The 22,043-nt window shown below is 56.7% G+C and carries 20 protein-coding genes and 1 pseudogene; 14 read left to right on the top strand and 7 right to left on the bottom strand.

The features are described from left to right. Positions 1-343: 343 nt before the first annotated feature. Both AB1E33_RS23780 and AB1E33_RS23775 read right to left on the bottom strand, forming a co-directional pair. Positions 344-770: pseudogene (locus tag AB1E33_RS23780) on the bottom strand (DDE-type integrase/transposase/recombinase); the annotation flags it as partial. Between the two features lie 20 nt (positions 771-790). After that, positions 791-4,639 carry a Hint domain-containing protein gene (locus AB1E33_RS23775; RefSeq protein ID WP_372579719.1) on the bottom strand — a complete coding sequence of 1,283 codons (3,849 nt, stop codon included), beginning with the start codon at positions 4,637-4,639 and terminating at the stop codon, positions 791-793. A gap of 532 nt (positions 4,640-5,171) precedes the next feature. Here AB1E33_RS23775 and AB1E33_RS23770 point away from each other — a divergent pair. The 10 genes from AB1E33_RS23770 (at position 5,172) to AB1E33_RS23725 (ending at position 12,061) form a co-directional block, all read left to right on the top strand. Beyond that, positions 5,172-5,615: a hypothetical protein gene (locus AB1E33_RS23770; protein ID WP_372579718.1), complete on the top strand. Its 444-nt coding sequence runs from the start codon at positions 5,172-5,174 to the stop codon at positions 5,613-5,615. After that, positions 5,608-6,336: a hypothetical protein gene (locus AB1E33_RS23765; protein WP_372579717.1), complete on the top strand. Its 729-nt coding sequence runs from the start codon at positions 5,608-5,610 to the stop codon at positions 6,334-6,336. Before AB1E33_RS23770 ends, AB1E33_RS23765 begins: the two co-directional genes overlap by 8 nt. Continuing rightward, positions 6,333-6,974, top strand: coding sequence for a hypothetical protein (locus AB1E33_RS23760; RefSeq protein WP_372579716.1), 642 nt, complete (start codon positions 6,333-6,335; stop codon positions 6,972-6,974). The genes AB1E33_RS23765 and AB1E33_RS23760 overlap by 4 nt, the downstream gene beginning before the upstream one ends. Before the next feature lie 2 nt (positions 6,975-6,976). Further along, on the top strand, positions 6,977-7,480 hold the full coding sequence (locus tag AB1E33_RS23755) for a hypothetical protein (protein WP_372579715.1): 504 nt from the start codon (positions 6,977-6,979) through the stop codon (positions 7,478-7,480). Then, complete coding sequence (locus tag AB1E33_RS23750; RefSeq protein ID WP_372579714.1) at positions 7,477-8,316, top strand: class I SAM-dependent methyltransferase; 840 nt, start codon at positions 7,477-7,479, stop codon at positions 8,314-8,316. Before AB1E33_RS23755 ends, AB1E33_RS23750 begins: the two co-directional genes overlap by 4 nt. A gap of 71 nt (positions 8,317-8,387) precedes the next feature. Further along, positions 8,388-9,380 (top strand): polyprenyl synthetase family protein, encoded by a 993-nt coding sequence (locus AB1E33_RS23745; RefSeq protein WP_372579713.1) that lies wholly within the window; start codon positions 8,388-8,390, stop codon positions 9,378-9,380. 9 nt (positions 9,381-9,389) lie between these two features. Further along, positions 9,390-9,971 carry a hypothetical protein gene (locus tag AB1E33_RS23740; RefSeq protein WP_372579712.1) on the top strand — a complete coding sequence of 194 codons (582 nt, stop codon included), beginning with the start codon at positions 9,390-9,392 and terminating at the stop codon, positions 9,969-9,971. Positions 9,972-9,982: 11 nt separating this feature from the next. After that, on the top strand, positions 9,983-10,546 hold the full coding sequence (locus tag AB1E33_RS23735; RefSeq protein ID WP_372579711.1) for a hypothetical protein: 564 nt from the start codon (positions 9,983-9,985) through the stop codon (positions 10,544-10,546). Then, positions 10,543-11,541 carry a hypothetical protein gene (locus AB1E33_RS23730; protein WP_372579710.1) on the top strand — a complete coding sequence of 333 codons (999 nt, stop codon included), beginning with the start codon at positions 10,543-10,545 and terminating at the stop codon, positions 11,539-11,541. The genes AB1E33_RS23735 and AB1E33_RS23730 overlap by 4 nt, the downstream gene beginning before the upstream one ends. Continuing rightward, a complete protein-coding gene (locus AB1E33_RS23725) occupies positions 11,531-12,061 on the top strand; it encodes a hypothetical protein (protein WP_372579709.1) in 531 nt (176 codons plus the stop codon). The genes AB1E33_RS23730 and AB1E33_RS23725 overlap by 11 nt, the downstream gene beginning before the upstream one ends. 449 nt (positions 12,062-12,510) lie before the next feature. On the opposite strand, the gene AB1E33_RS23720 is transcribed toward AB1E33_RS23725, so the two are convergent. The 4 genes from AB1E33_RS23720 to AB1E33_RS23705 all read right to left on the bottom strand — a co-directional run bounded on the left by AB1E33_RS23720 (position 12,511) and on the right by AB1E33_RS23705 (position 16,614). Continuing rightward, entirely contained in the window at positions 12,511-13,794 is a 1,284-nt protein-coding gene (locus AB1E33_RS23720) for a TRAP transporter large permease (protein ID WP_372579727.1), read from the bottom strand. A gap of 61 nt (positions 13,795-13,855) precedes the next feature. Further along, entirely contained in the window at positions 13,856-14,392 is a 537-nt protein-coding gene (locus AB1E33_RS23715) for a TRAP transporter small permease (RefSeq protein WP_372579708.1), read from the bottom strand. Between the two features lie 99 nt (positions 14,393-14,491). After that, the gene (locus AB1E33_RS23710; protein WP_372579707.1) at positions 14,492-15,541 is read right to left on the bottom strand and encodes a TRAP transporter substrate-binding protein; all 1,050 of its coding nucleotides are present in this window, start codon (positions 15,539-15,541) and stop codon (positions 14,492-14,494) included. Positions 15,542-15,564: 23 nt separating this feature from the next. Further along, positions 15,565-16,614 carry a pyridoxal-phosphate dependent enzyme gene (locus AB1E33_RS23705; protein ID WP_372579706.1) on the bottom strand — a complete coding sequence of 350 codons (1,050 nt, stop codon included), beginning with the start codon at positions 16,612-16,614 and terminating at the stop codon, positions 15,565-15,567. A gap of 124 nt (positions 16,615-16,738) precedes the next feature. Here AB1E33_RS23705 and AB1E33_RS23700 point away from each other — a divergent pair, with 124 nt between their 5' ends. From AB1E33_RS23700 to AB1E33_RS23685, 4 genes are all read left to right on the top strand, one after another. After that, positions 16,739-17,203 (top strand): Lrp/AsnC family transcriptional regulator, encoded by a 465-nt coding sequence (locus AB1E33_RS23700; protein WP_372579705.1) that lies wholly within the window; start codon positions 16,739-16,741, stop codon positions 17,201-17,203. A 195-nt stretch (positions 17,204-17,398) separates the two neighbouring features. Further along, entirely contained in the window at positions 17,399-18,553 is a 1,155-nt protein-coding gene (locus AB1E33_RS23695; protein WP_372579704.1) for an amidohydrolase, read from the top strand. After that, positions 18,550-19,713: a M24 family metallopeptidase gene (locus AB1E33_RS23690; RefSeq protein WP_372579703.1), complete on the top strand. Its 1,164-nt coding sequence runs from the start codon at positions 18,550-18,552 to the stop codon at positions 19,711-19,713. Before AB1E33_RS23695 ends, AB1E33_RS23690 begins: the two co-directional genes overlap by 4 nt. Before the next feature lie 9 nt (positions 19,714-19,722). Beyond that, a complete protein-coding gene (locus AB1E33_RS23685) occupies positions 19,723-20,463 on the top strand; it encodes a maleate cis-trans isomerase family protein (RefSeq protein WP_372579702.1) in 741 nt (246 codons plus the stop codon). Between the two features lie 504 nt (positions 20,464-20,967). On the opposite strand, the gene AB1E33_RS23680 is transcribed toward AB1E33_RS23685, so the two are convergent. Then, positions 20,968-21,852, bottom strand: coding sequence for a MurR/RpiR family transcriptional regulator (locus tag AB1E33_RS23680; protein WP_372579701.1), 885 nt, complete (start codon positions 21,850-21,852; stop codon positions 20,968-20,970). Positions 21,853-22,043: the final 191 nt, after the last annotated feature.

Raw genomic sequence — 22,043 nt, 5'->3', positions numbered from 1 at the left:
AAGACGACTGAGTGTGTCGTCCCGGACCTGCAACGCTGGCGTACCGTGCCAAAATGGCAAGAACCATAGTCTGAAACCGGCAGTCTAAAGATCGGCAAATTCCTGCGTGAAACCGAGCAGGACCGTTCCATAATCCGCCTATTGGGCGTGTTGCATGGATCGGCTGGTCGCGGTGTTTTCGGCGTTTTTTCTGACGCGAACGATGGTAGATGTCCTACAAGTTCAATGTTGCCCGCAGGGACAAATTCGAATGAGCAAAGCAGCAGGCGACAAGCGCATCTGAGTACAACGAAAGGTATTGCCAAGCTTTTTTTGCGAAATGCGAAGTGTGCGTCAGGGTGGATCAGGCGCCCATTTGGGCTGTGAAATCGGCCGAGAGTTTGAATGCCTCGCCGCGGGTCTGGCGATATGAAGTTGCGGTGAGTTGATAGCGTCGAGGCCGAATTATGAGGTTGATCTGGTCATGCGCGGATAGAAACCACTGAGCCTGCCGGTGGGATTTCAACCGGCCCATTATTTTCTGTTTTGCGGGTCGGTCGGAGCGACACTTCGATCGCATTGATTAGACCTTTGTGGGCACGATGGTCAGCGTTCGGTGCCCGTGTTTTGATCAGTTTGATATGGCTGTGCAATTTGTCGGCAATGACCACTCCTGGCTCGCCGAACTATGAATCCAGTCTTTGGGAAAAGCGATTTGCTGCTTCGACATTGCGGCGTGTTTGCACGAGAAGTACGAGAAGGTCTCCATCCACGTCGATCGCGCGCGAGAGCGATAGGATGGTCGACCAAGTTATTCTGAAATCCGAAGCAGATCGGTGCTTGGGCAAACGGAGGCAGTTGTCCACTCCTGAAACAAATTGGCTGCGTTTTTGTTGGTTCGGTCCACCAGACGCTGCGCCCGGCGTGCGTTTACAAAAGGCCGCGCGCAGGTCGGATTGGAACAAAGGTCAGGTGCCTCTAATTCTGGAAAGAGTGTGATCAATTCACGGCGGGCTCCCGCACTCACTGTTTTGAGCGCTTCGGGGCCGGGGTAAAAGGTCTCGGCCAGGGCGCCCTCTGCGAAGACAATCTCATGTTGGTCGAATGCAAAATGCCAGTACGTCACACCAGTGGCGTTCTCCATGACATCTATGCCGTCAATTCCCAAAAGGTGTTTGGCGGCGATTAGAACCTCCGAATTGTCAAACATCCGCAATGCGATTTTGGATTTGACCAAGATCCGGTGCTGAGGTGACACAATCAAATCTGCTTTGGGTTTTCCGTTCCCTAGAGCTCCGGCCCGGATCCGAATGGGCCGCAGACTTGGCGCGCGCCTGAGATCTGACGCCGACAGTTCGCGCGAACCGATCCAGGCAATTGGTTTGCTAACATTGTCGGCTGTGAGGACCACGTCGCCGACTTTCAAATTCTGGACTTCGACCTCACCCTCGCCCGTCATGATGTGGGTGCCGGAGCTAAAGCAGACAACCTGAAAGTTGATTTCTTCGAAGTTGGAAAAGGTGATGTCTCCGACACGACCGGATTCATCTCCTGACGTAATCTGGAATGTGCCCGTTGGAGAAGTAATGCCACCACCCAGGTCAAAGGTTCCCGACAGCACTTCTGACAGGGTAGGCTCGCCACTGCCGCCAAAGGCAACGGAAGCTCCGCCCCAATCCGGAGTGAAAGTGCCGACGGCGGAATCATCGAGACCCTCCAACTCTGTCGCCAGGTCCCAGTATTTAATCGCATCAGTCAGCGTGATCGAGTCGGTTTGACCCGCGGCTTCTCCGGCTGTGTAGGTTTCTACGCTGGTGACCGTATCGGTATTGCCGTCCACAGATTTAGCGACTGTCGCATCGCCAAGATTATTGACGGTGACGTTGATCGAGCCTTCAGCGAGGTTGGGCGAGATTGACGCATCATATGAATCTGCGCCACTTCCACCGCTGATGTTGTCTGTCCCGAGACCCGCGATGATAGTGTCGTCTCCTGTTCCGGCGTCGATTTCATCATTTCCAACGGTGTAAAGGCCAGTGGCCGGATCATCAAAATAAATGTCCGACGCAGAAAGAGACCCGCCAGTGCTGGTCATTTCGAGTTCTATCCGGGCAACCGGGCCTGCAATCTCGACCAGCATTGAATTGTCGAGGTTCGTGTCACCAAGCTCTGGTCCGGCTCCGGAAAAGGTATCGTCGCCGGGGACGGCGTCGGTGTCGCTCGATGCCATGTTGGCGCCAATGGTCGACGTGAACGGGATCAGGTTCCCGTCGATGTCGTAGGCCCGGATAACTATGCTTTCGGCATTGTTTTCGAAGTCGCTGATCCGGAATGATACATTTGTCACGGCCTCGGAGAAGTTGAGGTCAACCGTGACGTCATTGTCAAACGAGATCGAACTGTTGGGGTTAACAGTTCCGGAACCTGCATCGACACCTGCTGTTGCTGTTGCCGTTGCGTCGAAAGTGGCGTTATTTTTTGATACATTATAGTCGATCTGGACGCCGCTGGCGGTCTGAGACCCGCCGGTTAGATCGTCTCCGCTATCAATCTGGCCGCCATCGTCGGGATCGGGGAGGTCGCTCCATTTGAACGCAATGCGTTCAAGGGGAATATCCGGCTCACCGTCGCCACCATACAGGGCATCGTTGCCGCCACCGCCAATGATGTCGTCGTTGCCCGTGCCACCGTCGATTGTGTCGCTATCCGCTCCGCCATCAATGGTGTCGTCGCCCGCACCACTGTCGATTGCATCATCACCGTCGCCACCGGTAATGATGTCAACGCCAGGTACAAGCGGGTTCAAAACATCCGTAAACTCAATTTCCGCCCAACCACCGTGATCTCCACCGGCGCCTAGAAACTGAATATGAGTGGCGTCAATCGGTACATCGAATGCGACGGTGGCATCTGACGGCCCTTCATAGACCAGAACGGATTGCCCGTTTGTGACGGCATTTTCATACCCGACACCTCCGCCGCTGCCCGAGTTGGAGTCACCGGCCGGATCGGTCGAGCCCATGCTGACGTAAATTCTTACAACTTCATCATCAACACCATTGGGCCCTTCTGTCAGGGTGATACTGGTGCCGGCCACAACTTCCTGACCAAAGGCGTATTCAAAGAAGTCATTTTCGTGAAAGCGGACTTCCGTATCTATGTCTCTGTCGATGATGTTTAGCGGATCGTTTGCTGTTCCCTGGCCCTGTTCGCCAAAATGTGCTGCTTCATCTCCATCGATCGTTTGCGCGTAGCTGTATTCGATCGTGTCGACCAACCCTTCGGCTTGCCCCTCGCGGTCGCCCTTGATGATGTCGTCGCCGGAACCACCGTCGATGATATCACTGCCATCGCCGCCATAGATCGTACCGGCGCCCGCCCCGCCCATGATGTCATCATCGCCGACGCCACCTTCGACGGAATCGTTGTCGTCTCCGGCATCAATCGTGTCATCGCCATATCCGCCGTCGATGATGTCTTCTCCGGCGCCGCCGTTGATTATGTCGTCAAAGAAATACGGAGAATCTGCGGTAACATAAGCTTCGATCTGGGCAACGTCAGGCGTCAGGGTTATCGTGTGCAGTTCGCTGTCAGAGCCATAGTATGTGATTGTGTGTGTGTCATCGAGATTGTCTTCGATCGTAAAGACATTCGTCAGAACGATTTTGTCCGTCGTATCGACGTTTTTCAGTTCCAGTGCGAAATCATCGTTGAATCCGGAAAGATCCAGCCGATAGACATCCGGATCGTCGCTGTCGCCGCCCTTTTCGATGAGCAAATCGGTCAGGGCTTCGGTGCCGCCGTCGTTGATTGTTAGATCGTTTTGATTGTCCGGATCGGCAAAATCATCGACTGTAATGGTTGCCGAACCATCACCATCGTCAATCATTGAATTGGTTAATGTAACGGTATCAATCTCGGCCCCTGCCGCTGGCCCGTCAGGCGTGCCAAAATAGGCGTTGGGTGGTAAATCCGATGTGGGTTTTCCTGCGGCACCGATGTCGAAGTCTCCAAAGATGGTATCATCACCAGCACCGCCAGTGATGGTGTCGCTGCCCCCGTTGCCAAAGATCGTATCGTTAACACCATCGGCGCCGTCGATTTCGTCGTCTTGGAAATCGGTGTAACCAACATCCATGACCTCGGCGCCTTCGGCACCGTCCACAATGCCGTCAGGGGCGTAGAAGGTCTCGATCGAGGCATTATCTGGCTCAATGGTGACAGTATGCAGTATTGCGTCGCTGCCATAGTAGGTTGCCGTTGACGTACCGTCTCCATTGTCGGTGTAGGAATGAACACCAATCAGAAAAAGTTGGTCATCGTCACTCACATCCCCCAGTGTAATAGTGAAATCGTCATCGAATGTACTCAGGTCAAAACGGACGACATCGGCACCATCTGAATCACCACCAAGCTTGCTGATTTCAACAAGAGTAAGGGGAAGCGTACCGGTATCGTTAAAGATGATGTCCTCTGACCCGTCGACGTCAACCGCATAATCTTCGATATTGAATTTTGCCGCGCCACTTCCATCAATGAGAATGTCATCAATGTCTATGGATATGACTTCTGCACCGGGAAGCGGGTTGGGCGAAGTATTTGACATCGTCAACCTCTGAACATGATTGGACGTTGTCTCGCCCTCTGAAATATCGATCATCCACCTTTATGGCAATTCAGTGAACAATCCTTGACAACAATGGACAGATCGCACTTTTAAATATGACTGAATCCTGCCGGGACCTTTGCAGCTAAGGCTGAGCCTCGGTGAGCTGTTTGGCTCCGGCTCAGTGTTTGCGACACAGTGTTTCCCTTAAACCCCGCCGTGGTCGTAAATTCTTCCATGCAAGTGTCGGTTTTTAGAGTGCTTTCACAGTGTCTGACGTTAATGCCCTTTATTGCAGTTTAAAGTCGGCCAGCGAGTTACACTGACCTTAGGATTGGGCTGCTGAGACCTGTGCATTAAGTTTACCGTGCCGTCATGGGCATTGTTTACAGCCAACTGACATTCACGGAAGGGCGCAAAGCTCCGGGTGGCAGTGCGGCGGTGTCCGGCAGGGCAATTTTAACCGACGATGCTTGCGAACTAAAACACCCACTCGCTGATCACCTTGACGCCATCCTTCGCCGAATCTCGAATCTCTGTTAACCTAAGGTCAATACCTTGGTCCGACCCGAATAAGGAGAATACCATGGGCGTTGATATACCCGACGACTATGAGATTGACCTCACCCTCAGCGGCGGAACGACAATTGATGGCGATCTGTCTCTGGACACAGACCTTCGAATTAGTGAGTTGCCCACCATCGAATTGAAGGTTCTGGAACTGCCGGAGATCAAAATCGGCGTCACAGAACTGCCCAAAGTGCAGTTGGGCGTCGATCCGATTGACCTCTCGCTCAGGCTCAAGGAAATCCCCGCGATCCGGGCGCATTTGCCTGCGAATTTCAAGGTGGGACTTTCGCTACTCGGGAATGAGCTGCTCTGCATCAATCTGTGTGGCGAGGCTCAGGTCATCACCGAGGACTACAAACCCAACCCCTGCGAAATCTGCGGGCCGGTCGGCAGCACCAACAGTGCTCGGGACATTGCGGGCAGCGTAAACCGCATCGAACTCGTTGAAGACGATGGCTGATCTCGTTGACACGATCAGCCTGCGCAAGGGGAAAGGCAATGCCCCGTTTCTGGTGCAGCGCGCGCAATCGGCCGTCCTGAAACTTGACGGCGATCTGAAGGCCGAGCTTGGGGCAGAGGTCAAGGCAAGGCTTCTGCCGCGCAAGGGTCAGACTCGGATCAGCGCCCGGATCGGTACCGGCGCGCCACCCGGAACGCACAAAGCGGTGCTGGTCAGCGACGCGGGCGAATACCCGGTTGTCGTGGATGTGCCCGAAAAGAAAAAGCTTCGGCTGTCCCCCTCTTCGATAGAGATCACGGGTCGTCCGGGTGACAGCGTGAAGGCGTCTTTTCTGGTGAAGAACACGGGCAATGTCGCACTAGCGGTGCCCGCCGGTGGTGTCGCGGGGCTCTTTGCCTCTGACGGGTTGGCCGGGGCGTTTGCCGCCGCCTATGGCTCGAATGCCGAGGCGCCGCTGGAGGTTTTCGGCGAGTTCATTTTGGGCCTGCGCCGGTCATATCTGGGGCTGATGCACGTTCGGCTGAACGCCAAGAGCAAGAATCCGCTGCCCCCCGGCGAGGCGCGCGACATCACAGGAGAGTTCACGCTGCCCGAGCCTCTGAATCTCGGCACACCGGTTGGCACTGGCCGCCGGTTCCACGCCACCTTGGTCATGCAGCACCTGCGACTTGTGGTCCGTGTGACGCTGAGCGCTCCGAAAAAGAAAAGGGATAGCAGATGAAGAAAAAGCACAAGGACACCGCGCAGGAAATGTGCGATACGATGGACACCATGTCCGACATGATGCTGCGTCAGTTGGACCTGACCGGAGAGATCGTCGACAGCCTCGCCGGGACTGCGCAACGCTTCCTGTCTTCGCTGACGCAGGGCCAGTCACGCAATTGCTGCGAGAGACCGGAACCGTGCTGGATGCCAAAGGATCTTGGCGAATACCATTGCGATCTTTGCCCCGGCAGCACCGGCATCATCGAGATCCGGGTGACCAATACCGATTTCCGCCCGCGCAATTTTACCGCCGTCGCAGCAGGACCCGATGCCGGGCGCGTCAAACTTTCGCCCAACAGCTTTACCCTCGGTCCCAAGGAACGCCGCACGATACGTGCTGAATTCGACACGAAGCTGGACGACACGGTCCATTGCGCGGAATTCGAGGCGCTGATCTGGATCGTCGGCTGCCACAGCCATTACCTGCGCTGGACAGTGGATGTGGGCAAGACAGCACGCGCATGCTGCCATCATGTCGAAGTTTTCGATCAACCTGATTACGAACACCACTGGTACGACCACTTCTATTGTGTCCGCCCCTGCTACGGTCGGTCCACCCGTTCGACGACGCCCGGCAAGGATACGGTCGGGTAGCCATGTCAAACTCGCAATTCAAGGACCTCTTTGGTCAGGCCATGCGCCTGAACATGAAGTATTACAGCGGGCTGTTCGATGTGACCCGCGACTATCTGGGCGCATTGCGCGAACTCGCTGAAAAGGGGGTGGAGAATAGCCCGCCACCTGCGCAGAGACCCGCCCCAGCAGCCCCGGCGGTACAGCCGCTGATCCTGGCTGCGCAGGCCAACAAGGTCGCCTCGGCCAGCTTTGCCGTAACCAATAAAACCGGCAAGGAGGTTGCTGCGGACCCTGCCGTTTCAGACGGCCTCGCAGCCGTGGGCGTGAAGGTCGAGCCCGCAGGGCGCATGGTGGCACATGGCGAAGAGGCGGTGTTCACGCTTAAGGGAAAACCAAGTGGCAAGATGAAATTGGATCAGGACATCCACGGCTCGGTCAGCATTCACCCCTTCGGCAATCGTGAGATCCCGGTTGTCTTGCGCCGCCTACCAGCGCCGGCAAGCGCGAAAGCGAAGAAGTCATGAGCGCACCGGGAGGCATCGTGGCCGAAGGCGTTTTGGTGCAGGCGATGCACCTCTACTCCGCCCTGGTGATGAAACCCTATGAGCAGGGGCGAAACGCTGGGCTGATCGAACGGACGAGCATGGGCACACTGCCCGAGCCTCTGAACCGCGATGGCCTGGGCCAGCATTTCTGCAAGACCTATGACCGCCCGGTCCTTTTGGGTCGCCCTACCGCAAACGATCCGTTGGTTTCCGAATTCGACCGCATGGGTGAAATTTACGACGCCTATGTGCGGCCGTTCTCAACCCCGATCATGAACGCTGCCGTTGCGGAGCTTTCGGCCTATATCAAACCGGATTACCGTCTGCTCGATGCCGGTTGCGGCGCCGGGCGCGAACTATGCCGCCTGTCGCGTCTGGTGCCCGACGGCGAAGCGGTGGGCATTGATCTGGCCGCCGGCATGGTGAATGCCGCCCACAAGTCCGCCCGCGCCAAGGCCTTCGACAATACCGCCTTTTTCCAGTCCGACGTAGGAGATCTGCCTGAGGGTTTCACCGGCCAGTTCGATCTAGTCTATTCCTGCCTCGCGCATCATCACTACCCTGATCCGCCTGCCGCCACCGGTGAGATCTTCCGGGCCCTACGACCCGGCGGATATTACACGGTGATCGACGCCGGGCCCGAGTGGTTCGTAAAGCGTTCTTCGGGTCTGGCGCTCTGGGCCGATCCCGGCTGGATCGGGTTTCACACGCCCGAACAATTCATGGCTCTTTTTGAGGCGGCAGGGTTCGAAAACACGGGCTGGATTGACCTTGTTCCCGGTTTCGGAATCGCTTGCGCGCAGAAGCCGATTTGAATGATCCGGGCTACGATCGGGCCCTCATCGAGCAGGTCCTCAAAGCCGCGCGGGCTCGGACCGAAAAGGCAATGACCCGCTTTTTCGACGCGCGCCGTGAAACGGGGATGGATGTGCTTTACGACCAGATCAGTGATTATCCTTTTCGCGTGGGCAAGGGCTTGCGCCCGGCGCTGGTCTATGCCGCTTGTCAGGCCATGGGCGGGACACAAGCGCAGGCCGAGAACACCGCCACTGCCATAGAGCTCTTCCACAATGGCGCGCTCGTGCATGACGATATCGAGGATGTATCGGACTTTCGCCGCGGGGATGAGACGCTGTTTCGTCGCCACGGCGTTCCCATCGCGATCAACACAGGCGACGCGACCTTCGTGTTCTGTCTCTCGCTGTTGCTGGACAATGTCGAACAGCTCGGCGTGCGCAAAGCGCTTCGAATTCTGAAGGAATTCGAGCGTCTCAGCCGCGAATCCGTCGAAGGGCAAGCCATCGAGCTGGACTGGATTCGCAACGCGCGCTTCGATCTGGAGACCGAAGATTACCTGCGCATGGCCTACAAGAAGACCTGCTGGTACACGATGATAGCGCCGCTGCGGCTTGGGATAGTGGCTGGGTCCGGCCCGTCAATTGTGGCCGATCTGGAAGAGGCACTGATCGATATCATGGAGCTTGGCTATCTGGCCGGGATCGGCTTTCAGGTGCAGGACGATCTGCTGAACCTCACCGCCGACGAGGTGCTCTATGGTAAAGAAATCAGTGGCGACCTCTACGAGGGAAAGCGCACCGTCATGTTGCTGCATTTCCTACGCACAGCCCCCAAGCGTCAGCGCGCACGCGCCATCCGGTTGCTGACCTTGCCGCGCGTAGAAAAAGAGCCCGACGAGGTGCGCTGGCTGTTGCAGGCCATGCATGACGCAGGCTCGATCGATCACGGGCGCGAATTAGCGCAGGATTTCATCACGCGGGCGCTTAAATTCGAGGCGGAGGGCCTGAGTTTCATGCCCGAAACTCGCCACCGCCAGTTCCTGCGCGAAGTGCTCAGATATGTAATTGCAAGATTGAAGTGAGGACGACAGATGCCACATGACCACGATCACGGAAGCGTCCCATCCAGCCCGTTTGAAGAGCTGATGAAGCTGCAAAGCGCGTTTCAACAAAGCCTCAGCGAGGCCACGATGCAGTATCTGCGGCAGTTGCAAGGGATCGTGGGGCCGGTCACGCCGGGCACGGTTGTGCAGCAGGTTGAGGGCAGTACGATCGAGCTGAAAATGCGACCTGGAGGTCAGGCCAAGGCGACGGTGAATGTCGAGAACCGCCAACGCGTGCACAGCATGGTCACGCCGATGATAACTCCATTGGTGTCAGAGACCGGCGCGACCTGGTTCGCGCAGACCGCATTCTCACCGCCCACGGCACTTCTGGCGACCGATGAGGTTCTAGAGTTCGCCCTTGTGCTGGATGCCCCCGCAGACATGCCTGTGGGTGTCTATCGCGGGGCCGTGATGATCTATGGCTGCAGCGATGGGGTTGTGCCTTTGGAGGTCACGGTCGCCAAAACCACGCGCACCGCCGCCGCGAAACGCAAAACGACCGCGGACAAGAAGACCCCAGCCAAAAAGCGCGCGCGCAAGACCGCCAAATCCACCAAAGCCTCTTGAGGAGCTGATTCATGCCCAACAGTGCGAATATTCGCCTCATTGACCCACCGGAAGATGCGGGGCGCACCACGGCAAGCCTCTTCGCTTCGCTTGCCAGCCGTCTGATCACGCTGCATTACACCTCCGGCGTCAGTGTTATCGGATCAACCCTCGCCGGTCTCGCCGAAGCCGGTCGCGAGATCTCCAAGACCGCCGAGGGCGCGCGCATCCGACGCGCGCTTGAGGCCAGCGCAGTCAAAGACAATGGCGAATTGCTGTGGAGTGCCCTGCGCGTGACCGGTTGGACCGAGGGGATGCCGGCGGCTCCGGTGCTCGATCATGTCCGCAACGATCTGGCGCTATTGCTGGCCGATGACCTTGCCGAAACCATCGAAAACGTTCCGGCCCCGCTGGAAAACAAGGTGCATCACAGCAAAACGGTGCCGGCGGCGATCACCTTCATCGATACGCTGATGGGGCTCTGGATTCATTCGCGCGAGATCGTGCAATCAATTGAAGCCCTTGCGCGCAGCGCGCCGGACGGGAACACGGTCGAGCCCGGCGATGCTGTTCATAGCGGCCCGATTCTGCGGTGACTCGTTTCGATACGCTCCGCCCGCCTGTCATAGGCGATCCCACTGCGGCGGCCTACAAGGATTGGTTTCATCTCAACATCTTTCTGCCAGAGAGTGGGCGTGTCGTTCTGATAAACCTGTCATTGCACGGCGCGCCCTGGGACAGCCGCGCCCGGGTGGTTGGCGTGGCTCTGGCAAGCGCGGCCGATGGTGACTGGATCGGCGGCGTCGAGGTAGCTGCCTTCGCCAATAGCACCGTCGAAACGCAAGCCATCTTTCTCAGCACACTCTCCATTGCCGTCACACGCGATGGCTCAGCACTTCACGCCCGCGTCGACCGACCCGAGGACGGGTTTGAGGCCGATCTGGTCGCCCACCCGCTGCTTCCCGCCGCAGGCCTCGATCTGACCGCAGAATTCGGCAGCGGCTGGATCGGGTGGAGCGCGGTACCTGTCCTTTCCATCTCCGGCTCTCTGAAGATCGACGGTGAGGAAATCGCACTCAACGATGCGCGCGGCTATCATGATCACAACTGGGGCCGCTGGTTCTGGGGCGAGGATGTTGCTTGGGAATGGGGCGCATGGGTGCTTGGCGACGATATAACAATCGTTGCCGCCAGAGGCACCGACAAAGCCCACTTCAACCGACAACCGCCGCATGTCTTTCTCGTCCAGGACCGCCGCGTCTACGGCTTCACGCCAAACCAGATTGCGTTATCCTATCAGGGGGCACCGACGCGAACAGTTCGCCGCCTGCCTGGTTCTCTGGCCGCCATTTACCCGGACCGCCGATCGCCCGATCTGCCGCAAACTGTAACTTTGCGCGCCGACAGCCCGATCGCCCGTTTTGAGCTGGAGTTCGAGACGGGCACGGCGGCGCAACTTTTGCTGTCCGACCCGATGCGTCCAGGCGCGGGGTTCATTAACGAACTGGCGGGTCGTTGCAAACTGGTTGCCACACTGGATCAAGGCTTGTTACGCGCCGAAGGTGTGGGGGTGTTTGAATATGTCGAATAGCCCCCGCCATCTGCGCGATTGGATCATCGCGCTCTATACCGCGTTGGAAGAGGTCGAGCCGCACCGCGCCCGGGCCATCCGCAAACTCGCCAACGGCCAGATTTCACGAATGGTTCTTGATGGCGATCGCGTCGCCTTGCGCTTTCACAAGGACGTGCTGCGGGTCACCCGATTGCGCGCATCAGCCAACCTGAAAAACCCCAACGGCTCGACCGACAGACAGACCGTGACTGCGCTTCTTCTGGGATACATGGAAGTTTCAGAGGCAATCTCGCAGGATTACATTCGTCTGCGAGGCACTGCGGATGAAGTTATGGCAATCTGCGCCATCATCGAAATCCTGGTCGACGCGAGCACCCGCATCCCTGCCCTTCAAAAGCTTGCCAATGCGTTCCTGGCAACAACCGGCAGCGAGGCACCGCGCACGGACCGGCGCAAGCGGACTGCAAAGGCACGCGCAATCGCCCGTCGTGAAAGAGCGCTTTTGGATCGCGAGCGATTGGTCAACCCGATCGACTGAAATGGCTCCCATTGTTGGATCTGTCGCAGAGTTTTGAACGAGATCATGTTGGGGTTATCGTAACGAAGCTGCTGTATGTTTCATAAGCAAGTTATTGATTTCAGGCAATATTATTGAAGTATCTTTTTCCAGGGCGTTGTTTTTCATGGATAAAACGTCTCTCCGTCCTCAAGCGAGATCAGGCGCATAATTTCTTCATTCTGGAGGGGAATCAGGAATCTAGAAGAAGCGCGCATTGATGGGGCCGCGTTTTCAAGCCCGCTATCTGATCTCGAGATTGATGTCTTTGTTATCCTGTCGCCAGATGAAATCGGCGTGATTTGTGACCGGAGCAGAGACCTGAACCGTCTGGGCCTGGCAATTCCTCTTTGCGCAGTGAAAAGGACCGGGCGCGCCGAATTGTTGGCGCGCCCGGTCCCTCAACAAGTGCTCATCAGCCTTCAGCATTGTCAGAACGCCGCGAGATCTCGCAGGAACAATGCGATGCCCGGGAAAAAGATCAGCAACGCCGTCATCAGGGCCAGAATTGCGAAGAACGGTAAAGTTCCCCGGATTACTTCAAGGTAAGGCCTGTTGAAGATCGCGATGGCTGTGAATATATCGCAGCCGAACGGTGGTGTCGCCGAACCGATGGCCATCTGCAGCGTGACCATCACACCGACCAGAACTGGATCAAGCCCCGAGGCATCGACGATGGGTACGAAGATCGGGGTCAGGATGACAAGCACGACCAGCGAGTCGACGAACATGCAGCCCACGAAGAAACAAAGGGCGATGATGAAGAGAATGTACTCGTTGGACGCGCCTTCGAGATTGAGCGGCTCCAACAGGCCTAGGGGGATCTGTTCGAACGAAATGTACCAGGAAAACGCCTGACCGATCCCGACAAGGATAAACACGACTGCCGTAATCAGTCCGGTGCTGAGCGCCGAGTCCAGAACGTCGTTGAGTTTCAGTTCGCGGTATATGACGCATTCGACGATCAGCGCGTAGAGAACCGAAAACGATGCCGCTTCAGTTGGGGTCACTGCACCGGAATAGATACCGCCAACGATCAGAAGCGGGAAACCCAGCGGCAGGATGGCCTTGCGGAATGCTGCGCGCCGCTCAGCACCGGTTTTCTTTGGCACCAGAGCGATCTGGTCACCTTGCATGGCACTGTAGAAGTAACAGTAGACCGAAAAAAGAACCGCCAGAACAACCCCCGGACCGATCCCCGCGATGAACAATTCCCCGACGCTCGTATTGGCCAGCGTGCCGTAGAGGATCATTCCGATGCTTGGCGGAATGAGGAAGGCGATGTCGCTGGCATTGATGATCAGCGCCATGACAAAGCTGTCTTTGTAGCCCGCTTTCAACAGCTTTGGCCGCATGATCTGGCCAATCGAGACCACCGTCGCCTGGGTTGATCCGGAGACCGAGCCGAAAAGCGTGCAACTGATACAAGCCGTGATCGGTAGGCCGGCCCGACGGTGACCTACATAGGCTTCGATCAGGCCAAGCAGATTGTTGGCCGTATGTCCGCGCGCCATGATATCTGCCGCCAAGATGAACATCGGCACAGCGATGAGCGCATTGGGCGAGATGCCGGTGACCATTTGCTGGATGATCACGCCGGTATCGCTCTGCGAAAAATGGACGAGACCGATCAGTGTCGCCACGGCCAATGGAACAAACATGGGATAGCTGAGAAACAGCAGCACCACCATGGTCACCACAAGGGTAAAGGTGATGACGTAGATATCCAGGTCACCTGCTGCGACATCGCCTAGAAATTCGAAGACTCCCGACATGTCAGACCCCTATTTCCACTGCGTCGCTGTCCTCGACCTCGTAAGAGTGCCAGGCGCCGGCGTGGGTGACGTTCATGATGAAGGCGATCAGGTATTGCAGGCTGGCCATGAAAAGCCCGACCGGGATCACCGAATAGATGATGTAGACCGGAAATTGCAGCGCCGGACTCAGGCGGTTCAGTTCCTTGATCTCGAGCACGTAGAACACCGACTTATACGCCAGAAACGCCAGCAGCAGACTGGTGGTGATTGAGATCAATGTCAGGACGCGTTTTTTCGACCGGCGGCTTAGGGTATCGTAGAGCGCCGTCATACGAATGTTCCGGCCTTTCCGGACCGCATAGGCAAAACCGAAAAAAGTCACGCTGACGATCAGAAACTGGTTCAATTCTTCGGAAAAGAACAGGCTTTTGCCAAAGGCATAGCGACCTATGGCGTTGGCGGTCGAGTTCATCATCATCAGCAAAATGGCCGAAATGACAACGACTTTCTCGATGAATTCAGTGCCCTTGCTCAAGGCCACCAATACGGTCTTCATGGTTTTCTCTCCCTTGGCGCGCCGGTGGGCGCGCCACAAAAAACTGAAGGACGCGACGTCTGAACAGAACGCAGCATCCCCCAGCGATGTCAGCTTGTTTTACGAAGCGTTTTCGACCTCCTGAAGCAGGCTCTCGAGGATATTTTTGGCACCATCGCGCGCCGCAGGTTTCTCGGCGTCGTCATAGGCATTTTCGACCACGTCATAGAAAGTTTCGTGCAGCGTTCCGCTTTGGGCTTCAAAGACAGCTCGCTCTTCCTCGGTCAGGACGATGACCTGCAGATCAGGGCGCTCGGCCTTGATCTTGTCCATGTTTTCCAAATTGATCTTGATCTGATAGTCATGCGCGGCCTGTTCGGCTTCTGCGATGGCTTTCGTTACCATTTCCTGCTGATCGGCAGGCAGGCCGTTGAACCATTCGCTGTTGGTCGAAACGGTGCCGACATAAGGCAGCTGACCCGGGAGAATCAGGAAATCCTGAACTTCGTGCCACTTGGCGTTGTAGATGAAGTAGATCGGGTTCACCATGCCGTCGACGGTCTTCAGCTGCAGCGCGCCATAGACCTCGCCCCAGGACAGCGGTGTCGGGTTGGCGCCGAAGGCCTTGAAGGTTTCGACCGGAATGGTCGAAGTGAAGGTGCGGATTTTCTGACCTTCGAAATCTGCCGGGCTGCGGATCGCTTTGTTGGCGCCCCAGGCCATATCTCCTTCCGAGATCATAGTCAGCAGTTTGAGGTTCACTTTCTCAAACTTCGTGCTCAGGTCCTGATAGATGGTCGGGCTGGTTGTCAGAACCTTGCGGATCACGTCAACATCGCCGCCCAGCACGTAAGGCAGATCGAGAACCTGCGCCTCGGGCACATAGGAACCAAGGTGACCGGTGCCGACCGACACGAATTGGACGGTGCCTTTTGACGTCAATTCGACAATGTCGTTCTCGGTGCCCAACTGACCATAGTAGTAAATGCGCACTTTGATATCGCCGTCGGACTGTTCCTTGATGCTATGGGCAAACGCCTGAGCGAAGATGTCCTGCACGTCACCCTTGTCCTCTTCCGAGGCGAATTTCCAGGTGTCGGCAAAGGCTGCAGTCGACAGACCGGCGGCAAGCAGCGCCGAAGTAAAAAGCTTGCTGAAAGTAGATGTCATTCTGTTGGTCCTTTCTTGCCCGCTCAAGCGAGTCCTTCTGAGATAATGACAAGAGGGCGCGTTTCCTTGGCGTTCCCTTGTTCGGTGGTTTGCTTGCACAGGGCTGCGTAACCGGCTGCGCCTGACGGTGTGGTGGCGATACCAAGTGCAGTGACAGCTTCTGCGGCGGCCTTGCCTTCTTCTTCAGCAAGCGTTTCGTAGCGCACGTCACAACGCTCGAGCACATCCCAGGCCACGATCGAAGGTTCCTTACAGTCGAGGCGACCCATGTTGGACTCCGGTCCCTCGCCGCGGGTTGGTTTTCCGGCCAGGTGGCTTGTCTTCAGACAAGCGGCGGCATTAGGTTCGACGACGATCAGTTCGGGTTGTTCGGCCCAGTTCAGCCGGATCATGTGGGCCATCGCTGCGGCAAGTCCGCCGACACCAGCCTGTAGGTAGACATGTGTGGGCCAGCGGCCCGAGGCTTGGAACTGCTGGCGCATCTCTTCGGCGATGACGCAGTACCCTTCCATCACCAATTTCGGGATGTCGGTATAGCCGGGCCATGTTCCGTCCGCCAAAAGCGTGGCACCTGTGGTTTCGGCGTCGGCGATCGCGGCTGCAACGCTTTCGTCATAGACGTCACCCGAACGCACCACTTCCGCACCAAGCGCCCTGAGCCGATCGCCAAATCCCTCGGGTACAGACTTGGCAAGATGAATGCGCGCCTTGGCCCCCATCGCTTGCGCCCCAGCAGCAACACCCATGCCGTGATTGCCGGCGCTGGCGCAGACAAAAGTTTGGGTCGCTGCAAAATCCCGAATGTCGGCATCCCCCATACGCGCCGCGGACAGTATTTCGCCGGTTTTTTCCTGCCACACCGCCTCAAGAACGCGGGCAACGGCGTAAGGGGCGCCCAGTGCTTTGAAGGCGCCAAGCCCCATACGCTGCGTTTCATTCTTGGCGTAAACGTTCAGGCCACCGGGGCCTTTGAGTTCGATCAGCGGTGAAACGGCATAGTTCTCCTGTGCCTGAAAGAACTCCAGGGCACGGTCGAAATCCGGTGCAAAGCTGAGGTTATCGGTACGTGTCATGTTTTTTTATCCGCTTTAGATTTGAGCAGAGATTTTGCATGACTCGACTGTTCCTATTTCCCGTTTTTGTCCCTATTCTCGATAATCAATTTCGCACCGGCCTCTTTCACCGCGGGAATTTTTCATGGACGCTGAACTTGATGATGCAGACACGACAATCCTGAGAACGCTTCAGAAGGATTGTCGAATCGGGCTTGAAAAGCTCGCTCAGGAATGCAGCCTTTCGGTCCCTTCAGTGCAGCGACGGCTGAAGCGGTTGCGTGATTCCGGCCTGATCCTGAAAGAGGTCGCGGTACTCGATCCGTCGCGTTTCGATTACAAGATGACATTTATCGTTCTTGTTGAGCTCGACCGGGAATCGCTTCAGCAACTCGACGTTTTCCGCAAGCGTGCCAGAAACGAACCGCAGGTTCAGCAATGCTACTACGTGACTGGTGACGCCGACTTCATTCTCGTCTGTGTTGCCCGGGACATGCATGATTTCGAGGATCTGACCCATCGGTTGTTCTTCGATAACTCGAACGTTCGTCGGTTTCGTACATCTGTAGCGATGGATCGCACGAAGATCGGCCTGGAACTGCCGATCTAACTATTTTGGGACCGCATTTGCATTGATCGCAGAACGCCGAGTCGGCTGTCTTCAGGCGGTTGCTTGTTCCTAGGATGCAAACCCATCTGGATTTGCCGCTTTGGTGCAAATTTTTCTGTCTGGGGAACCGAAACTTGATGCAACTCGCGCAATGCCATTGTGTACAACCAAGGTAATTCACACGCGGATGGCAAAATGAGCGATTTAGAGACCCGTTTGATCGAGCTACGGCAGGATCTACACCGGAATCCCGAGCTTGGCTTTCAGGAAACGCGAACCAAGGCGGTTATCGCCGAACGCCTAGGCGCACTGGGGATCGAGGTGCACGAAGGTGCTGGCGTTGTTGGCGTGCTCCGATCCGGTGGTGGCAACAAGGCAATTGGATTGCGCGCCGACTTGGATGCCCTGCCGATCACCGAAACATCCGTTCACGACTATGTCTCAACGTCGCTAGGTGTGATGCATGCCTGCGGGCATGACGGGCATACAGCGATGTTGCTTGGCGCGGCAGAACGGCTGGCGCAAAATCCAGCCTTCGACGGAACCGTGGTCTTTCTGTTCCAGCCGAACGAAGAACACGGGCTTGGCGCGCGCGCCATGATCGAAGAAGGGGTGCTTGAGGAATTTCCGATCGACGAGATCTATGCGATCCATAACCTGCCCGGAGCACCGACGGGCCAGATCTCGACGCGGACCGGTATCATTTGCAACAGCGAAACGCTTTTCGAAATTGCCGTGAAAGGCCGGGGCGGCCATGCCTCGATGCCACAGACCGGCGTTGATGCCATTACGGTTGGTGCCGAGCTTGTACTTGCGCTGCAAACAGTGGTGGCGCGAAAACTCGCGCCCGCCTCTGGCGCGGTCATTTCCGTCACCGAATTCCAGACTGACGGTCAGCGAAACGTTCTGCCGGGAAACGCCACGCTCAAGGGTGATTTCCGCGCCAGATCGCCCGAGGATCGCATTGCGATCGAAGGATTCATATACCAGATTACCAAAGGGGTGGCGGCGGCGCACGGTGTCGAAGCCTCGGTGATCTTCGACACCCAGTTCGTCGAGACCATCAACACCAAAGCACCGGTCGAGGCGGTCTATCGCGCTGCCGAAACCGCCGGTTGCGACCTGCTCCAGGATCGCGCGCCGATGAGTTTTTCCGAGGATTTTGCACAGTTCTGTTCCGCTGTACCGGGCTGTTTCCTGTTACTGGGCAACGGCGAGACCGGCCCGCAAGCCCAACCGCTCCATGCATCTGACTATGATTTCAACGATGCCCTGTTGCCGATCGGTGCAAATTTCTGGGTCAGGCTGGTCCAGGATCGGTTACCTCTTCGAAAGGAGCAACATTCATGAACGTCCCACCGCGTGGTTTCCACAAAGAAGAATTTGCCGCCCGCTCGGCGGCAGCGCAGGCAAAGATGGCCCAGACCGGCATGGCGGGCCTGCTGCTGACCACTGAACCGGAGGTGCGATATTTCAGTGGGTTTCACACGCTCTTCTGGCAAAGCCCAACCCGTCCGTGGTTCTTGTTCGTCCCCGCAACAGGTAAGCCCATCGCAATCATCCCCGAGATCGGCGCCGACCTGATGCGCCGCACCTGGATCACCGATATCCGGACTTGGAGCGCGCCTGCACCTGCTGATGACGGAATCGGGCTGTTGACCGATCTTTTGACGCCCTATGCCGAGCGCGGCGAGACGATCGGGCTGATGAAGGGTCATGAGACCCATTTAAGGATGCCGCTTGGTGATTATGAGCGGCTGATGACTGGCCTGAAAGGGCTCGCGATTGCCGATGCTACCCAGATCGTGCGCGGCTTGAGGATGGTGAAATCCGAGGCCGAAATCGAAAAACTCGCGCATATCTGTGCCATCGGGTCGCGCACATTCTCGCGGGTGCCTGAAATCGCCCACGAAGGCCAGCCGCTCGAAGACTTATTCCGGGCTTGCCGCCGCGAAGGGCTGGCGCAGGGCGCCGACGACGTTCCTTATCTTGTTGGCGGAGCTGACAACGGTGGCTATCACGACGTCATTTCTCCACCCTCGCGCCGCCCGCTGGCGCGCGGTGATATCCTGATGCTCGACACTGGCGCTAACTGGGATGGGTATTTCTGCGACTTTGACCGAAACTGGGCCATTGGCAGCGCGGATGACGCGTCGCGCCGCGCCTATGACGTGCTCTGGCGCGCAACCGAAGCAGGTATCGCCGCAGCCCGCCCCGGTGCCACCTGCCGCGATCTCTTTCACGCGATGCAGAATGTGATCGCTGAACTGGACGATGAGGGCGGAGATGTCGGCAGGCTGGGCCACGGTCTTGGCATGCAACTGACCGAATGGCCATCACACACCAGCTGGGACAAAACCGAGATCACCGAGAACATGGTGCTGACCCTTGAGCCTTCGCTTGGCTACGGCGAGGGTCGGATCATGGTGCATGAGGAAAACATCGTCGTGCGCGCGGGCGGCGCGGACCTCCTGTCCGAGCGCGCCGCACCCGAGCTTCCAATCATCTGAGGTAACTCTATGAAACTCGATTTTCAAACAGACGGTGGCATCGGTACGCGGGCAAATCTTGGTGTGATCGTCCTTGAAACGGACGAAACACTTGAGCATGAGTTTGCCCGTATCATGGACCGCGCTGGGGTTGCGCTCTATCACAGCAGGATCCCAATGGTGCCCGAGATCCGCCCCGATACTCTGGCGCGTATGGAACAAGACCTGCCGGCGTCGGCGCGCCTTTTGCCGCCGTCGCTCCGCTTTGACGCTATCGGCTTCGGCTGCACCTCGGCCTCGACCGTAATCGGGTCAAAGAATGTGGCCCGCGCCGTCAAGACCGAATGCCCCGACGCGTACGTCACCGATCCGCTGGCCGCAATCATCGCCGCGGGACGGCATCTAGGTGCAAAGCGGCTGGGTTTCGTCACCCCCTACATTCCCGAAGTGTCTGCCGGGATGCGTGCAAAGCTCGAGGAAGCCGGGTTCGAGATCGCGGGTTTCGGCTCGTTCGAGGAAGGCAATGACCGCATCGTCGCCCGGATCACAGAGGCATCGATCCTTGCGGCCATCGAGCATGTCACCGCGCAAGCGCCCTGTGATGCAGTGGTTGTCTCCTGTACAAATCTACGATGCCTCGATGTAATCGCTCGGGCGGAAGAAAAAACGGGAGTATCAGTTCTTTCGAGCAATCAGGCACTGGCTTGGCACATGCTCCGGTTGGCCGGGATAGGTGACACCAGCACCCAATTCGGGCGTCTTTTCGAATAAAGTGAACGTGTTGGGCCTTGTTGCATAGATCAGTTGCAGTTCGGAATGCGCCCTACCCCAGACGGATTTCAGGCGGTGCGTTAAATAATGGGCCGGTCAAGTTCCGTCATCCAGTTCAATGCGCGGACGCAAATCTTGGCTTCTGTTTTCTGGTTTTTTGAGGGTGAGCGCCTTTAGCTTGGACCCGATGTCGGTCTTCCAGCGACCCATTTGTGTCTCAACGCGGCTTCGCAGATTGCAGTCGGCGGTCTTCTGCCAGGCAATCCGCCCGCGTGTCGGTTTTTCTATAATATGGTGATCACGATCGGTCGAATGCCGCGCCGGCTTGGGCTGCTCAAACCTCAGTTGGTCACTCGATGCCTTTGTTTCGGGATTTTGTGACGACGACTGGCGCCGAATTTGGGTGGCACCTTCAGCATCCTCAAAGGAAAGATCGCATCCGATATCAGTGGAATGGTGATCCCTGCAACAATGCCCTCCAACATGATCGAGAAAAAGGTAAGCTCATGTTTTGTCGCTCACTGCGGCGACTCTCTTTTTCTCCAGTTTTCGTTCTGTGTTTTCGATCAGTTCCAGCTTTGAGGGATAGCGCAGTGCGATTCCAACAAATAGAATATCCATGATTGCAAGCTGAGAGATCCGGGATGAAACAGATTCCGATGAGGTTTGCCGACCTCTAAGTGCTGAGATAAGCACAGTGCCAGCCGCTTCTGCGGCCGCTGACGACGCGAAGCTGGTCATGGCAATTGTGCGCAACTTACGTTTTCGCGCCGTTTTGAGGCAGTCAACCAAATCGCGAGTTTCACCGGTGTAAGAAATGCCGAAAATCAAAGACCCCCCACAGGCATTGTTGCATATTGTTAAGGCGACAAGGGGATCGGAACATACGCTCGACGGTAGACCGAATTGCAAGAGCCGCTGATAAATGTCCACTGCTATCGGTGACGAACTGCCAAATCCAATAAGATGGATGTGCGTAGCGGACATAAATTGCTCAATGACATGTTCCAAGACGTCATAGTCAAGCAACCCAAACGTATCGGAAAGTGCATCGGCATTCAGACGCAAGACTTGTCTCGCAATCACGTCAAATTGCTTTGATTGTGCTTCCGGCCCTGAAGGCGCCAAACCAAGCAAATCTGCACCACGGCGCTGTCCACGACTTTCAACCATTGCAGCGCGAAACTCACGATAGCCAGAGTAGCCGATGTCTTTGCACAGTCGGACAATTGTCGTTTGGCTCACCTTAGCAGCGTGAGCAACGGTGGCGATCGACATCGAAGGTATTTCATTTTGATGCGACAGTACAAACTCCGCCAACCGCTGAACTGCTTTCGTACTGAAACGGTTGCTGGACTGCAGTGCCTTTACTGGATTCGATTTATCCACTGTCTTTTCCTTACGAAGTGTTCAGCCTTGCTTCAAAGCGTTAACGTACTGCCGATTTAGCGGCCACGAAAGGTTGCGAATAGATACCTGTTTTATCGAAAGAGTGTTTTGTTCCTTCGCCCCGATTCCAGTACGAAATATTCGTATTGACCTGTATCATCCCAGTACGCAACTTTGTAAAGCGCAGGTAG

This window comes from Ruegeria hyattellae (assembly GCF_041537925.1).
Taxonomy (GTDB): Bacteria; Pseudomonadota; Alphaproteobacteria; order Rhodobacterales; family Rhodobacteraceae; genus Ruegeria_C.
Note: the sequence above shows the minus strand (reverse complement) of the source record. Positions and strands in the feature narration are given on the sequence as shown.